Source organism: Anaerotruncus sp. G3(2012), from assembly GCF_000403395.2.
In the GTDB taxonomy this organism is placed as follows: Bacteria; Bacillota; Clostridia; order Oscillospirales; family Ruminococcaceae; genus Anaerotruncus.
Genome location: NZ_KE159657.1, coordinates 470,695 through 485,531 on the forward strand (window position 1 = coordinate 470,695; position 14,837 = coordinate 485,531).

Below are 14,837 nucleotides of genomic sequence, written 5' to 3' on the forward strand. Positions count from 1 at the left end.
CGGTCATTCCGCCAAGGAAAAGCCGAAAACATCCTCGGAAGTATGATAAATATTTCTACAAACTTCGCCATCTCGTCGAGAACGCTTTCCTGCTTCTCAAAAGATGGCGCGGTATTGCGACTCGCTACGCTAAAAATGCCGCTTCTTTCGCTGCTGCTGTCCAAATACGTTGTATTGCTATTTGGCTCCTTCTTTATTGACGACACCATCTAGAGCCATTTGCAAAAATTTTCAGTGGTCTATTATTTTTATCATGCGTAATTGAATTACTGCTTGGACTGATTTATAGAAACAAGAACAATGGAGGTACAAAATGAACTTATTGGAAGTAAATTCTATCTGTAAAACCTATGGCGAGGGGGAAACCGCCGTTCACGCACTCAAAGAGATAAATTTTTCTGTTTCTAAGGGTGAGTTTGTTGCAGTTGTCGGAGAGTCCGGCTCTGGAAAAAGCACGCTTCTCAATATGATCGGTGCGCTGGATACGCCGACTTCGGGCAAAGTGTTTATTGACGGAAAAGAAATATTTACATTGGAAGATGAAGAACTTACAATTTTTCGCCGCAGGAATATCGGGTTTATTTTTCAGGCGTTTAATCTCATACCTGAATTGAATGTTGAACAAAATATTACATTCCCTTTGCTGCTTGACTATAAGAAGCCTGATCTTGCTTATTTAGAGGAAATATTAACCGTACTGAATTTACAGGAACGGCGGTATCATCTCCCCCGGCAGTTATCAGGCGGACAACAGCAGCGTGTGGCAATCGGCAGGGCATTGATTACCCGCCCTATGCTGATCTTAGCGGACGAACCGACCGGGAACCTTGACACACAGAACAGTAATGAAGTCATTGCACTTTTGAAAAATGCGTCCAAACGGTATGAACAGACAATAATTATGATTACGCATAACAGGAGCATTGCTTCTACCGCTGACCGGGTACTGCAGGTGTCGGACGGTATCATAACAGATTTCGGGAGGTGCGGCGAATGAAAGGCTATCTTGGTCTTGTTTCAGAATATGCAAAAGTCCATAAGAAGAAAAACCGCCTTACCATTATCTGCATTGCTATTTCTGTCATGCTGGTAACGGCAATTTTCGGAATGGCAGATATGAGCCTGAAAGCCCAAAAAGAGGAAGCCATACGGCGGTATGGAAACTGGCATACGATTATTTCCAATATCCCTTTAGAAACAGCGGACGCTATCAGCAACCGAAAAGACGTGTCTGTTTCCGGCTTTTTGGGTATGGCTTCCAGCACAACCTATCAGGGAAAAGAATTGATTATCCAAAGCAGCAGCGAGGAACTTGCGAAACAAATGAATTTATCAGTTACCGAGGGACATTACCCTGTTTCGGAAACGGAAGCATTGTTAGACAGGCAGGGCTTGGAGCAATTCGGGCTGTCTATTGGAGATACGATTGAAATTGTATATAGTGACGGGCAGACAAGGCAATATCAGATTTCAGGCACTTATGGCGATTTTTCCAGTTTGCAGGGAACAGACGCACACGGATTACAACTGGCAGAGGGTGGGCTGCGCTTCCTGCCGGAAACAGAATATCAGGAATATAATTATATCCAATTTAAGAACGGAACCAATATCAACCGTGCAAATGAAGAAATAAAAGCTGAATTTTCCCTGATAGATGAACAGATTTCTACAAATGTTATGCTTCTTGGCTTAATGGGGCAAAGCAAAGACACTACCATGCTGGAAGTCTACCTTACTGCGGCAGTTCTTTTTGTCCTTGTTGCCATGACTGGAACATTTATGATTGCCAGCAGCTTTAATATGAGCATTTTGGAGAGGACACAGTTTTTCGGCTTATTGCGCTGTCTTGGAGCTACAAAACGGCAGATTAAACGGTATATCCGCAGGGAGGGATTATTATACTGCCTGAAAGCAATTCCCGTCGGGTTACTTTCGGGGAGTGTCATTCTATGGATTGCTGAGAGTTAATATGTAGAGGGTGGTTTCTGCCACCAAATACATATGACTGCGGCTCATTTGTGGTGAATAGAACTTGCGGTTGTAGGAAAGGAGATAAAAATCCATATCGCATTATCGGTAGCCGCTACCAAAAACATCTGAAATGACGGAGGAAATACTATGGACGAATTAAAACCGAGTATCCATGACGAGGCAAACGGCCTTGATTATGTCCTTGCCGGGGACTACTACATCCCGGCTATCGAGCTGCCGGAGGACGATGACCGCCCCATCGGAAAATGGGGGCGGATGCACCGGGCGTATCTGGAGCAAACGAATCCACTCCTGCTCAACCACCTGATTTTGACGGGCAGGCTGCACATCTACCTTGCCGACCTCAACGAGCAGGCGCAGGATCGCTATCGGCTCATCATTAGGCAGATGGCTGCCGCCGAGGGCGTGACAGAGGACTTGAAACGCCGGTCACGGTGGGAATGGGTCAAGGCCATGAACAGCATTGTGAACCGCGCCGAGGAAAGCATCAAGCGTGAACTGATCTATACATGACCGATACTCCGGCATTTGCGCTGATAAGAAAATGTGAACGCTTCTGAGAGGCTCCCCATATGGGCGGGCCTTTCAGGAGCCTTGTTTTCTTTGCATTTGCGCCATCACTGACCGTCGGATTTACAGTCCTCTTAAGAATTTTGAGATAGAGCTTGACAAAGACGGGTGTTCCGACTATAATAGAATCCACAATTGAACTGGTGTATAACATAAACATATTTGAACTAATTGGCAGATACATAACCGACTGCGGAGAAAATCCGTGGGCGGTTTTTTGTATCTGCTTTTTCCTTTCTCATACATAACCCAAAATCCAGAAGTAGAAAGGTGGCGAAAATGACAACTGAATGACCGTCCGAGCAGCTAAACCGCCATGACCTCCACCAAGGAGCGAGCGCCCCATAAGGGGACGGCACAGCACCAGCAAAGGGATATGCCTGCCAGGAACTGCTTCGGGGAAAACGGCCTCCCATATCAGAAATTACTGTTTTGGATTTCAATGATATGAGAAAGGATACCATGACGAAAAACAACGACAACCAGAACTGCCAATATATGACCCGGCGCATCGGCTCCACCACCTACAAGGTGAAGGTCATCTTCTCCGACAACGGTGGCGAGACAATGGAAGAAAAAATTTTGCGGATGATCCGCAATGAGGGGCTGCAAAACGGTGAAGAACGTGATATGATGGATGCACCACAAATGAGCCGTCAGTCTGAAAGGAGCGCGTCATGAGCGCAAGACAGGCTGAAGAAAAGATCACGGCTTTATACGAGAGACTCTCTCGTGACGATGAATCCGCTGGGGACAGTAATTCAATCGTGAATCAGAAAAAATACCTGGAGGGCTACGCCGCCCAGCATAGCTTTTCCAATATCGTCCATTACACCGATGACGGATGGTCGGGCGGCAATTTTGACCGTCCGGCATGGAAACGGCTGGTGGCCGACATCGAGGCTGGAAAAGTGGCTCTGGTACTCACAAAGGACATGAGCAGAATCGGGAGAGATTATCTGCAAACCGGTTTCTATACGGAGGTCCTTTTCAGAAAATTTGGAGTGCGTTTCATCGCCATCGGCAACAGCATCGACAGCGCCGACCCCAATTCCAGTGAGTTTGCGCCGTTCGTCAACATCATGTCGGAATGGTATCTGCGGGATCTGAGCCGCAAGCAGCGAACTGCCATCCGGGTCAAGGGTGAGTCGGGCAAGCCCACCACCAACTGCGCCATCTACGGCTACCGGAAAGACCCCAACGACAAATACCACTGGCTGATCGACGAGGAAGCGGCGGCTGTTGTGCGGCGTATTTTTCAGCTTACCATTGAGGGCCACGGCCCCTATGAAATTGCCACGATGCTCTGTGAGGAAAAAATCGAAACACCCGCCGTCTATTTCGCCAGACAGGGCCGGGGCGTTTGGAAAAGCAGAGAGGACATTCCCCGGCCTTATAGCTGGAATGGCTTCGCGGTGGGGCAGATCCTCTCCAAGCCGGAGTATATGGGGCATACGGTCAACTTCCGCACTCACAAGGAATCCTACAAGGACAAGCGGGCTGTTGTTCACGCCCCGGAGGACTGGCTGATTTTTGAGAACACCCATGAGGCCATCGTGGATAAGGAGACCTGGGAGCTTGCCCAGAAACTGAGAAAGACGCCCCGCCGCCACGATACCATCGGCGAGGCCAATCCCCTGACCGGGCTTCTTTACTGCGCCGACTGCGGCGCGAAGCTGTATAACCACCGCTCACGGGGGACCGTTGCCAAGTCCTATCCGTCGGACTGGTTCGACTGCTCCACCTACACGCTGGCCCGGCAATCTCACGACAGTGCTTGCAGTAATCACCACATCTCCACCAAGGCCCTGCGGACGCTGATCCTGGAGACTATCCGGGCCGCCAGCACCTATGCCATCTCCAACGAGGCCGAGTTTATCCAGAAGGTTCGGGCGGCGTCTGAAGTCCGGCAGGCGCAGGCGGCAAAAGATTTGAAACGCAAACTGAACAAGGACAGGCGGCGCTGTGAGGAACTGGACACCATCATCAAGAAGCTATACGAATCCTACGCGGTGGGGCGCATCGGAGAGGAACGCTTTGACACTCTCCTTGCCGGGTATGAACAGGAGCAGACGGCGCTCCGCCAGTCCATCATGGAGGCGGAATCGGCGCTGGACAGCTTCGAGCAGGACACCGCCAATGTGGAACGGTTCCTCGCCCTGGCAAAGAAGTACACGGATTTCTCGGAACTGACTACGCCGATGATAAACGAGTTTATCGAGAAGACCATCGTCCACGCCCCGGAAAAGGTAGACGGCGACAGGACACAGCAAGTGGACATCTATCTGAAATTCATCGGGCGGTTCGACCTCCCGGTACCGGAACTGACGCCAGAGGAAGAAAAGAGACAGGCTTCTCTGCACAGGCATCGTGTCAAGAGCCGGGAACGCTATCAGATGATGAAAGCCGGCAAACACACTGTTGGCCAGCCGTTCAAGCTGGTTTGCAAATGCTGTGGGGAAGAATTTGAATCCACGCGGTCGAACACTCTGTTTTGTGGTTCGAACTGCCGGGCGAAATTCTATCGGCAGGAGGCGGCGGCGAGCAGGAGCCGCGAATGTGTCTGCGGAAACTGCGGGAACGTGTTCATCACGACCAGAAGCGATGTGAAATACTGCTGTGAGGTTTGCCAGAGGAAAGCGCACAGCAAAATGCGGTATAGGCAGAAGCGGGCCGAGGAGCAGGAAGCAGAAACCGTATAACACGAGATGGGGCGGGTCATATATTTTGGGCCCGCCCTGTTCTATGGAAAGAAGGGATAATTCCATGTGGAACTGTGATTGGGAATATGAAAATCAGGAAACGCTAAAGCAATGGTATGAAGAAAAACTCGCCGGAATAAGACCAAATTCCGCTGTACGGAAAATCGTCTGTAAGGGCTGTGGGCGGGATTTCTACACATTGATTGAAACCAAGAAATATTGCTATTATCACTTGTGCGGGAACCGGGGTTATCAGAAAGATTTGAAACAGCGGCGGCTGGAAAAACGGCAAAATCGAATCTGCAAGGGCTGCGGGAAAACCTTCACGCCCAAGCGGTCGGATGCGGTCTACTGCTGCAACGCCTGCCGCCAGCGGGCTTACCGCCAGAGCGTTACAGATAAAGCAAGTGACCAAATTGAACACTTGCAGTAACCGTAACAAAAGACTGAAAAGCGTTACGGCTGTTGGTAGTGTTCAAATTGAACACCACCACTAACTGTAACGGAAATACGGAATATGCGCCGGACATGGGTATTCGCCTCCCGTGTCCGGCCATTTTTTGAAAGTCTGATTTGTGATACGATGCCGAAAATCAAAAACGGTTGATTTTATTTGCGATGGGAGGAACCAAAACGCAATGAGTAAACGGACAGAAGAATTGAAAATCCGCATCTCGCCGGAGGACAAGGAGCGGATAAAACTCAAAATGGAGGATGCCGGTGTTCTGAACATGAGCGCTTATGTCCGTAAGATGGCGCTGGACGGAATCTGTATTAGGCTGGATTTGCAGGATGTGCGCCAGCTTGTTTCCATGCTCCAACGATGCACGAATAATCTGAACCAATACGCCAAGCGGGCAAACGAAACCGGGAGTATCTATGCAGCGGACATTGAGGATTTGCAGAACCGCCTGGACGAGATTTGGGAATTGTCCAGACAGACCCTTGCCAGTCTTGCCGCTATCCGATAGCGGGCAGAGGTGCAGACCAGCCCCGTTTTTCTTTTTCCAGCAAGGCCGTGTCTGCCGCTTCTCCGGCTCTCCAAGGGGCGAAAGCCCCGCCTGTCCCTGCGAAGCAGGGACAACAGCGTTCGGTTCCCGAACGCATAGCCAGCCCCGGCAACGGGGCTGTTCACGGGGTTTGGGGTACGGCCCCAACGAGCAAAAATGGACTTCCAGCGTGACCGCTGGAAGTCCATTTTGAGCATTTGTGGGAACAAATGCACTGCTCGCCAAGTAGCAAACCCCCATCAAACGTTCCAACTCATATCAAAATGGCAAAAGTCGGCCTTGCAATTCAATTATATTTTTGTCAGCGAAGTCATAACTATTGTAAATAGACGCAATTATAATTTGGTGTTCAGTATAATCCTCCGCCAGGATAGCCATCATCTCATTCACATTTTCCTCACTTACCTCACGCCCACTTGGTGAATCCAGAATAATTGGTAGGCATACCCCCGTGTGATTTCGAATTAAAGCTACATACGATATTTTGAAAGCAAATACAACCTTATGAAATATTGCCCCAGACAACGACTTGAGGTCGTTTGTAAAAATATAATCATTTCGCGCACTTACATACTTTTCATCCAAGCCAAGGCGGGTAGCATATCGTGAAATAAGGCTATGCAACTCGGCGACAAGAGGATTATTTTGTTTTACGCTTGTAATTACCTGTTCCTCTAAGGTTTTCCGTTCTTTTTCCAGCTTAGCAATGATCCTCTGTGTAGCCAAAGCATCAATGTCCATCTTTGAGATTTCACTATCAAATTGCTCTAAGCTACTTTTTACATTAAACAGCATCGAATCCCTGTCTTGCTTGGCTCTTAGCTGATGTATTTTCCGATCAATAACCGCAAGTTGCTCACAAATAATCTTCTGCTTTGCAACAAGAAGGAGGGTCGTATCAGCATAGCCAACTAAAGTATCTTTATTGACCGGGATTTCAGTGCCATCCGGCGTCTTTACCCGAAGCCTAAAAGAAGTAATGTATTTTTCAAAACTATTGTTTTTTCTAACTACGCTCTTTATGCGGCAGAGTTCTTCTTCAAGCGGTTTTCTCTCGCAGTAAAGCACTTCTAAGGCCGTGTCGATTTCATCAGCCGGAGAATCAGAATAGACCGCCTCTCCCAGTTTATTTATCTCGGCTTTATATTTGGCAACATCGAGCATATGTCTATATTTCCGAAGTTCTCGTTTGACTGTGGCAAGTCTTTGAGATAATTCATCATTTGATTTTTCGGACAATCCCCTAAGCAACGACTCAAGTGAAAAACGGATATTGCCAATAGCTTTTCCGCGATTTAACAGAGTCCATCCTTTTTCCTGGTCAACATAAAAGGCGCCAAGTAAATTTTCAACCACCTCAGAATTTTCAATACCAAAAATCAAGGTGTGTATTTCATTCTGCTCAGTAGGGAGGGAATATCCCTTTTCTGTTCCATCACAAGTGATTTCGATGTAGTCACGATTTCTGGTTAAGACAAACTCACTTTCAGGCACACCTATAACTGTAAGAATCGTCTCATAGTCGGAAAATCGAATGCCGCGGGTATTGGGTATCGGGTAGCCCAGGGCATACATAAGCATTCTCAGCAGAGTAGTCTTGCCAACGCTGTTTTCTTTGCTGAAAACAATATTTACTCCTGGGGTGAAGGTAAATATCTTTTGATTATCGCCTAAAAATGTCTGCTGCATGGAATTGACCTGCAATGAAACTATTCTCATAATTTCACCTTGCCTTTTATCCCGGCAATTACCCTGCGATTTTTGAGAACGTTTGAAATCGTAATTTGGATTACCATTTCTTCTGTGATAGCGTCTGCACCTTTCAAATCGAAATCGCTTTTGTACTGTTCCCACCTTTCGGATACAAAACGGCTCATCCGCTCTTTTGATTTCAGAGCAGGGAGGAAATCATTAAAATCACTGAGAACTTTTGAAACAAATTCAAATCGTTCGCTGTTGTTATTTATTACTGCCCTATACTTTTGAAGGATTTCCCTAACATCAGAAGGATCATAATCCTCTAATTCGGCATCTGTTTCACGGACTTCACACAGAATGGCAATAATAGGCCATATCATACTTTCCTTTGTTATTGTGGAAGTCCTCTGGGATGCATTTACCCTAAAAGAGTTTTGCCACAATGACAACATTTGACCTGTGGATACTTTACTGGCATCAAGGTCATTGAGAAATTCCATAGTCAACGATTGCAGCACCTTATATCGCTCGTCCTCGGATTCACCATGAAATTGCATCACACAAACTGTCAACATAGATGTATCAATACTATATCCATTTTTTGAGCAAATATCAGTTATCGACTTCTGGCAGCTTGTTGGTAACTCAGAAAATGGAGCCATATTAAGGGGACTGCTAAATTTATGCATCGTCCGTATGTTGTTAAAGGGATTGGGTGAATTCGTCACAAAGACAAGTTGCTCAACATCGGTTATCTTAGATGCCGCATTCAATGTCCGTAGACTGGCCTCCAAGTTTCTTTTCACATGACTAAAATCATCAGGCTTCTCGACCGATTTCGCTTGTGCCATCAGAATCTTTCCATTTGAAAATGTAATTTCAACATCCTCTGTTTCGCCTTCAACTTTGACTTTGGAAGCACTTTCAATATTTTTAAGCATCAGCATAATTGCCGCATTACTCTGAAATTCCCAGCCAAAGGCGGAAGCAGTTGCATTTGATGATTTTGGCATTGGCACATCCATCTCCCTTGTCCCCAACTTCTCCTCTTGTTTCACCAGCTTAGTCGATGCCAGTATCGGCTTTTACATATATACCTTATTTCTTCTCAACCGTTACCATTAGACGCCGCAATTATTTCGTCAATCTTGAACATTAACATACTGGCGAAAATCATTCGCCGCATAGAATCATCTTTCTCAAGCTCAATATTCTCGTGAGATTTGGGATTTCGCAACGCTGCCATAGCCCCGGCGAACAGGAAACGAGTACCCAAGTGGATGTCTTTTCCTGTTTGAGTAGTCCGATCTCCCGCCTCAAGTACTGGGTCATTATCGGCAAAAACCTTGTTCATAAGCGCCTGCCCATCAGGAACATTTTCGGAATCTGGATACGCTGTGCGATACAGTTCCTTAAGGCGAGAATTTATTTCAATGAATGCATTGCAGGCGGCTTCGGCGTAACTTCCATCTCTATACAATTTTTCAGAAACTCGCTGAATATTAGGGTGTAGTAAACGGCACAGCCCCATACTATTTGCTTGGTTTGTAGCGAGTATTTGTCCTTTAACAAAGTCCACAGCTTCAATAGTCTGCCCGTATACAATCAGATTGATATAAAAGCGCTGATATGGCAGTTCAGTAAAAAGAGCATTTTTCAAATCGACGAGATGGTTACTGATGAGAGGATTTATCCCTGAAATCTGTTGAGCCACACTTGCAATTCCCTCTCGGACATCAAGGACAGTCTTGAAGGGAATAGGTTGGTTAGCATTGTAGCAAGACAGTGACTGCAATTGAATAGATAGCTCGTTCACTTTTGTACTGTTCATTTTTTCTCCATCGGCTTGATCATCATTTTGGGTATCAGCCAGTTTTTATTTTTTGCGAAGTTCAACTAATAATTGAATTCAATCCCAGTCACTACGGAATTAAAGTCACAGAAAGGTAGCGCCTCAAAGTAATCCGTCCGAAGTCCAATGTCAAGCACATACATGAAAGCTGCAAAATCGTAGATGACTGGCTCGCCTTTGTTTGCCATAATATTCTTTCGTATGCTCTCCGTCTTGGCAATAAGACAGGTATACTGATACTGCTTATCAATGATTTGAGTATTTCCGTTCGGATGCGCTTTCTGCAAATGTTGTCCGCTGGTCAAAGCGATAAGATTCTCAATGTAATCAGCGATTTCTTCAAACTCATTCTGGGGAAAAATGTGATGCATATGAGTGGCCAGTTCCCCAACAGAAAAACGATCTAAAACCTCCGACATACCTTCACGATGGGCATCGTTAAACTTTCGGAGATATTTCATTGCTCTACTAATGCGGTACTGATACATCTGCTCTGTCTTTGGCTGCGGGTTGAAATCACCACGAGCGACATTCTTGTCCTTACCTACGGCATCATCTCTCCAGTTGGTCTGGTTATACATGATTTTGTCGTAAGTAATCATTGACCGGGAAAGACGTCCTTTTTCCACGCCCTTCTTGTGCAATTTACAGGCAAGAGGATTCAACACCTTGATAAAAATTCGGTTTGCCTCTATCGCTGTGTTGATTGGTGTGTATTTAATGCAAAAATCAGAAAACATGGTCTTAAGTTCCTGCAAGGATGCTTTTGTTTGCAATTCAAAAAAGGTTTCGAAGCCATCCCACAAGCCACTATTCTTAAGCGTCCTTTCAATATAAAGGCAGAGGAACTCAAAAGAATTACGCTCACGGAGAGCAATGTACTCCAATACATCCATGTTCTCTACGCTGAACTGAATAGTATTACGTACCACACCATCCTCGCGCAAAACCCCAGCCGCTGCAAGCATCTTCATCGGCTGACGGAAGAATTTGTTGTACTCATCAAGTGTTGTCCTTATGGTCGGATCAGGTTTACCAAACAGGTGCTGTACATTTTCTATTGCGTATTTGGAATGCCAGATGTCCGGCGACTGGAACGGCTGCTTACCTCCGTTCTGAATGTAGTCCACGATGCAGTCTGCCACAAAGCAAACTGCATCCAAGGCGCACTTTTGGTCGATCCAGCGGCCGTTTCCAGTTTTACGGATGTCATAATCATGCTCATCCAGAAATTTCTGTAAAATATTACTTGTCATTCTCTTTTAACACCCCGTAAAAAAACACACTCGTTTTATCTACATTGATTGACTGTGTTGACAGGTTTCTCGCAATGCCGTAGAACCTTCTATATTCCTCTGTGGAGAAATACGCTCTCTGCCTCTTAGTGAGCCGCAACGGTTTCTTTGGAATTAGAACCGCAACCGATCCATCCGGGATAATTCCAGGAAGATTCTCAATAACCCGTGGATTATAGGTCATGTTCGGTGTAAGATAAACGCTGCTATCATCCACATACTGATATGCAGAAAGAGTAACGGCTATTTCTTCTGGTAAATAAACATCATAGCCAGGAATATGAGTAATACCTTGTCCGTCATCATCAATATTTTTTGCTTTAATTACCCATAGGGAAGGGCCTACTCGCTCCGAACTTGTAATTGACTTCGTAATCTGCCTGTCCCGGAACACGGAGAATACATTAAAAATTAACTTGTCCGCTACTGCATCGAAATCCTCATCTCGATAAATTATAAAGTATGGAAATCTCTTATCTGTCAAGTAAGACTGCTCCCGAACAGATTTGCGATTGAATTTCATGCTGTAGACTGATGTTTCTCTTGGCTTCATCTTTGGGTATACGATAAGGCACATGGTTTCAATAGATACTCCTGTGAAACCGTAACGGCCGAAGTCAATGATGGTCTCAATTCGCATCTGCCGTAAAAGGTTCCTCGTATCCTCAAATTCTTCTGTACTGAGTAGGGTCTTATTCAGCACCAATGCAACGCAGTCACTGCAGCGGATACATTTTTCCAGAAACATCTCTGAGAGATTATTTGTAACATAATTTGCATTTGATGCAATACTTAACTCGATTTCTGGCGTTCTTTCTTTCAGTTTGGAGAAGGGAGGATTCCCGACCGCCAGGTCATATCGGTGTATTGTACGGTAAGTGAGAAAATCCTGACATATCCGATTAATTGTAAAGTTCTGCGGTATGTCAAGTTTCTCCAGCATGATGTCAAAGGTTTCGATGCTATCTGGGTCAATATCGACCACATCTAAAATGACATGGGGGACATTTTCATATCGCCTAAAGAGGAAAGGAATGAAACTACCCGCACCCACAGACGGTTCCAATATCCGTATCTCATCCTTGCTAAATGTTGGTAAACTACCCATGATTTCATTCACGATGAATTTGTTGGTGTAAAATGCGGCATTCTTCTCCCTGCGGGCGTTACAAAGTTCTGTAATCCGCATGAGTGATGCCACATCTAACTCCATAGGATTATCTCTTAAAAAAGCACGCAGATTTTCCCGGTTGTCCAAGTGATAATCCGCAATGATCCTGTTGATTTCGATAGACTCACACCTTTTCTGCGCCAACTTGTTGCGAATAGCCGCAGCGAGTTGGCGCATGATTTCAGTTGGAACAGCCTCACCCAAGCATTGGCGAATGTTCATTTCATGGCTTTTATAGACATCCAGTTTTTCCTCATTTGAAAGCGCATTCAATTCTTCGAGGCTCATGTCCACCCATCGAAAATCGTCTGGAATTGTCATCATTGCCATGAGTTCCCGGATACTATAAACTCTGTCCTGCTCGGGGTGAATCGTATTCTGTGCCGCCAATTGGTCGTTGCGGGTATGTACACACTGAATGAAACGATCCCAAGGTTGTCTTGTGTATTTATCTCGGTTTTTCCTGATGTTTTCGACAATCTGGCCGTTGACTACTCTGTGTGGCCGCTTTTCAGGAGAATCGTTGTCAAATGCGGATTCACCCTCTTTTAAGTCGTGAATCCACTCCCGCATCTCAGACTTATATGTGCGGAACGCATGGTAAAAATCGTCAACGTAAATCTCTCCCCACTCAAGTCTTGGAAAATCATAAATTACTTCCCGTAACGTCTTTTCTGGCCTGAACTCTGGATAAAGATCATATGGAGTGATGTTATTCCGATACGCCTTATCGACACCAATCATCAGTGTCCTCGTTCGAGAGGAATTTGAGCCATAATTCATAAAGTTCAAAATACGCCCAGAAATAACATAGTCTATTCCAAGAACCTCTCTGACATACTCTCCGATTGGAACAGTCCGTCCATCTGGAGTAATGCAAAGTGTCTTTTGGAAAGCCATGACATTCTCAAAAATGAAAAATCTCGGATTAATCTGACGGATAATCTCAACAGACTCAACTACGAGGCTATTTCTATTTATTTCCTTGTCATTCTTTTTGTGGTTAATGACACTGATACCCTGGCAGGGCGGCGTAGCAATAATGACATCTACACGATCATTTCCTTTATGCTTCCATTTACGAATTTCAGAGTAAATTCGTTGTTTAATCACATCTGATGTAATATCACCAACAATATAGCCAGAATCATACTCGCATTTATGGTTGCAACGTTGTACTTGCATCCGCCGTTCAATGATTTCATTAGTAGCAATACAACGGTATCCTTCCATTTGAAAACCGTGACAGCCAACACCAGCCGAACTAAACAGCGTCACATACGTCATACTCTTATCTTTTAACATGAGGTTCCTCCGTAAATGCTATTTTTTATATTCTACAATATCTCCGAAATCCGCATCCAGGACCTCACATATTTTTTCAAGTACCATCATAGTTACTTCTTGATCTTTTCTCATCCGGGTAACCGTGTTCGGCGCGATGTCAGCAGCTCTACGCATTTCGGCAACGCTCATATTCTTATCTATCAACAACTTCCATAATCTGTTATATGAAATCGACATGACCGTCCTCCAACGCTAAAACTGCAACGGGTATTACTCGGTACATTATGAACTATAAATAGCCAATAAAGATTATACCACGATTTTATGCTCATTACAACAGTTTTTCGCAATTTGTTGCGAATTTACATTCGAGCAAACACAAGAAAGGTCACCCTGCTAATTTTGCATGGCGACCTTATGTTCAGTCCTCAGATGAAAGACAGGACTATAAAAATTGAAGTCTTGCTTTTTTCGGCGAAAATATCCTTGACAAATGCCGTCTTGTTTATGTATTAAATGCGATTAACTCACAATATCTCCCGGAAATGCCGCAGTTTCAATTCAGCTTCCCCGGCATATTAGCGGGGACGGTAATAGGTGTTTTTGTTGTGATGATTGCGTCAAGTTCCCCGGCTAAAAATGCCGCAAAGGTATCTCCGCAAACAGCCGTAACAGGAAATATCAATCAGACTGCTCACCAAAACTTCAAAAAAGCGTCCAATACAAAAGCATTTCATGTAGATACGGCTATGGGACTGCGCCATGCCTTTTCTAACAAGAAAAGCATGATTTTGATTGCGGGTTCTTTTGCGATCAGTATTACCCTGTTTTTGTGTTTTACCATATTGATTACGTTTATGAACCACGCGTTAAGCCCCTTGAAGCCTTATGCGCCGGATTTGACGGTAGAGGGAAATGAACCACATATTTCTCTGCCCCATTCCTTGAAAGAAGAAATAGAACAGCTTCCGGGAACGGAAAAAGTATATGGGAGAATGTTTTGCACGGACATTCCCGCAAATGATAAAAAAGGCTCCAACAGGGCAACTTTAGAACCTGTATTCACAAGGAGAAAAGAACGTGGTAAAATAGAGATATGGAAGAAAAAGGACGGGAGTCGTACCCTAGCGACTTGACAGATGAGCAGTGGGAGGAGATCGCCCCACTATATGCCGAGATGCGCAACTGCACGTGGAGCAAGAGGGAATTGACGGATGCTGTGCTGTATTTGGTAGATTCGGGGTGCAAATGGAGACAGTT

Annotated in this window: 16 protein-coding genes; 10 read left to right on the forward strand and 6 right to left on the reverse strand. The window is 45.3% G+C overall.

Translation table 11 applies throughout. The annotated features are described in order from the left end of the window. The 8 genes from C814_RS23440 to mobC all read left to right on the forward strand — a co-directional run. The coding region (locus C814_RS23440; protein WP_155846344.1) for a transposase at positions 1–200 on the forward strand (200 nt) is incomplete at its 5' end. A gap of 113 nt (positions 201–313) precedes the next feature. Further along, the gene (locus C814_RS08055; protein ID WP_016315162.1) at positions 314–997 is read left to right on the forward strand and encodes an ABC transporter ATP-binding protein; all 684 of its coding nucleotides are present in this window, start codon (positions 314–316) and stop codon (positions 995–997) included. Next, entirely contained in the window at positions 994–1,968 is a 975-nt protein-coding gene (locus C814_RS08060; RefSeq protein WP_016315163.1) for an ABC transporter permease, read from the forward strand. Before C814_RS08055 ends, C814_RS08060 begins: the two co-directional genes overlap by 4 nt. Before the next feature lie 150 nt (positions 1,969–2,118). After that, the gene (locus C814_RS08065; RefSeq protein WP_016315164.1) at positions 2,119–2,505 is read left to right on the forward strand and encodes a TnpV protein; all 387 of its coding nucleotides are present in this window, start codon (positions 2,119–2,121) and stop codon (positions 2,503–2,505) included. A gap of 504 nt (positions 2,506–3,009) precedes the next feature. After that, on the forward strand, positions 3,010–3,243 hold the full coding sequence (locus tag C814_RS08070) for a transposon-encoded TnpW family protein (protein WP_016315165.1): 234 nt from the start codon (positions 3,010–3,012) through the stop codon (positions 3,241–3,243). Next, positions 3,240–5,264: a recombinase family protein gene (locus C814_RS08075; protein WP_016315166.1), complete on the forward strand. Its 2,025-nt coding sequence runs from the start codon at positions 3,240–3,242 to the stop codon at positions 5,262–5,264. The genes C814_RS08070 and C814_RS08075 overlap by 4 nt, the downstream gene beginning before the upstream one ends. Positions 5,265–5,328: 64 nt before the next feature. Continuing rightward, positions 5,329–5,697, forward strand: coding sequence for a hypothetical protein (locus C814_RS08080; RefSeq protein WP_016315167.1), 369 nt, complete (start codon positions 5,329–5,331; stop codon positions 5,695–5,697). Between the two features lie 205 nt (positions 5,698–5,902). Beyond that, positions 5,903–6,235, forward strand: a complete 333-nt coding sequence (gene mobC, locus C814_RS08085; protein WP_016315169.1) for a plasmid mobilization protein — start codon at positions 5,903–5,905, stop codon at positions 6,233–6,235. A gap of 297 nt (positions 6,236–6,532) precedes the next feature. Here mobC and C814_RS08090 read toward each other — a convergent pair whose 3' ends face one another. The 6 genes from C814_RS08090 to C814_RS08115 all read right to left on the reverse strand — a co-directional run bounded on the left by C814_RS08090 (position 6,533) and on the right by C814_RS08115 (position 13,814). Next, complete coding sequence (locus C814_RS08090; protein ID WP_022788230.1) at positions 6,533–7,963, reverse strand: ATP-binding protein; 1,431 nt, start codon at positions 7,961–7,963, stop codon at positions 6,533–6,535. Positions 7,964–7,989: 26 nt separating this feature from the next. Then, a complete protein-coding gene (locus tag C814_RS08095; RefSeq protein WP_016315171.1) occupies positions 7,990–8,997 on the reverse strand; it encodes a hypothetical protein in 1,008 nt (335 codons plus the stop codon). An 83-nt stretch (positions 8,998–9,080) separates the two neighbouring features. Next, the gene (locus C814_RS08100; RefSeq protein WP_016315172.1) at positions 9,081–9,803 is read right to left on the reverse strand and encodes a TIGR02391 family protein; all 723 of its coding nucleotides are present in this window, start codon (positions 9,801–9,803) and stop codon (positions 9,081–9,083) included. 65 nt (positions 9,804–9,868) lie between these two features. Next, on the reverse strand, positions 9,869–11,080 hold the full coding sequence (locus C814_RS08105) for a hypothetical protein (RefSeq protein ID WP_016315173.1): 1,212 nt from the start codon (positions 11,078–11,080) through the stop codon (positions 9,869–9,871). Beyond that, positions 11,070–13,595: a DNA cytosine methyltransferase gene (locus tag C814_RS08110; RefSeq protein ID WP_016315174.1), complete on the reverse strand. Its 2,526-nt coding sequence runs from the start codon at positions 13,593–13,595 to the stop codon at positions 11,070–11,072. Before C814_RS08110 ends, C814_RS08105 begins: the two co-directional genes overlap by 11 nt. Positions 13,596–13,613: 18 nt before the next feature. Further along, entirely contained in the window at positions 13,614–13,814 is a 201-nt protein-coding gene (locus C814_RS08115) for a helix-turn-helix domain-containing protein (RefSeq protein ID WP_016315175.1), read from the reverse strand. A gap of 371 nt (positions 13,815–14,185) precedes the next feature. Here C814_RS08115 and C814_RS08120 point away from each other — a divergent pair, with 371 nt between their 5' ends. Next, positions 14,186–14,713, forward strand: a complete 528-nt coding sequence (locus C814_RS08120) for a hypothetical protein (protein ID WP_196809898.1) — start codon at positions 14,186–14,188, stop codon at positions 14,711–14,713. Then, on the forward strand, positions 14,674–14,837 hold a 164-nt coding region (locus C814_RS24865; RefSeq protein ID WP_016315177.1), incomplete at its 3' end, for an IS5 family transposase. The genes C814_RS08120 and C814_RS24865, both read left to right, overlap by 40 nt.

What these genes read in the sequence shown, in the direction of transcription:
- C814_RS08105 (WP_016315173.1), bottom strand. Translation starts at nt 11,080, where the DNA reads ATGACAAGTAATATTTTACAGAAATTTCTGGATGAGCATGATTATGAC.
- C814_RS08090 (WP_022788230.1), bottom strand. Translation starts at nt 7,963, where the DNA reads ATGCAGCAGACATTTTTAGGCGATAATCAAAAGATATTTACCTTCACC.
- C814_RS08075 (WP_016315166.1), top strand. Translation starts at nt 3,240, where the DNA reads ATGAGCGCAAGACAGGCTGAAGAAAAGATCACGGCTTTATACGAGAGA.
- C814_RS08095 (WP_016315171.1), bottom strand. Translation starts at nt 8,997, where the DNA reads ATGGATGTGCCAATGCCAAAATCATCAAATGCAACTGCTTCCGCCTTT.
- C814_RS08115 (WP_016315175.1), bottom strand. Translation starts at nt 13,814, where the DNA reads ATGTCGATTTCATATAACAGATTATGGAAGTTGTTGATAGATAAGAAT.
- C814_RS08060 (WP_016315163.1), top strand. Translation starts at nt 994, where the DNA reads ATGAAAGGCTATCTTGGTCTTGTTTCAGAATATGCAAAAGTCCATAAG.
- C814_RS08110 (WP_016315174.1), bottom strand. Translation starts at nt 13,595, where the DNA reads ATGTTAAAAGATAAGAGTATGACGTATGTGACGCTGTTTAGTTCGGCT.
- C814_RS08055 (WP_016315162.1), top strand. Translation starts at nt 314, where the DNA reads ATGAACTTATTGGAAGTAAATTCTATCTGTAAAACCTATGGCGAGGGG.
- C814_RS08080 (WP_016315167.1), top strand. Translation starts at nt 5,329, where the DNA reads ATGTGGAACTGTGATTGGGAATATGAAAATCAGGAAACGCTAAAGCAA.
- C814_RS08065 (WP_016315164.1), top strand. Translation starts at nt 2,119, where the DNA reads ATGGACGAATTAAAACCGAGTATCCATGACGAGGCAAACGGCCTTGAT.
- mobC (WP_016315169.1), top strand. Translation starts at nt 5,903, where the DNA reads ATGAGTAAACGGACAGAAGAATTGAAAATCCGCATCTCGCCGGAGGAC.
- C814_RS08070 (WP_016315165.1), top strand. Translation starts at nt 3,010, where the DNA reads ATGAGAAAGGATACCATGACGAAAAACAACGACAACCAGAACTGCCAA.
- C814_RS08100 (WP_016315172.1), bottom strand. Translation starts at nt 9,803, where the DNA reads ATGAACAGTACAAAAGTGAACGAGCTATCTATTCAATTGCAGTCACTG.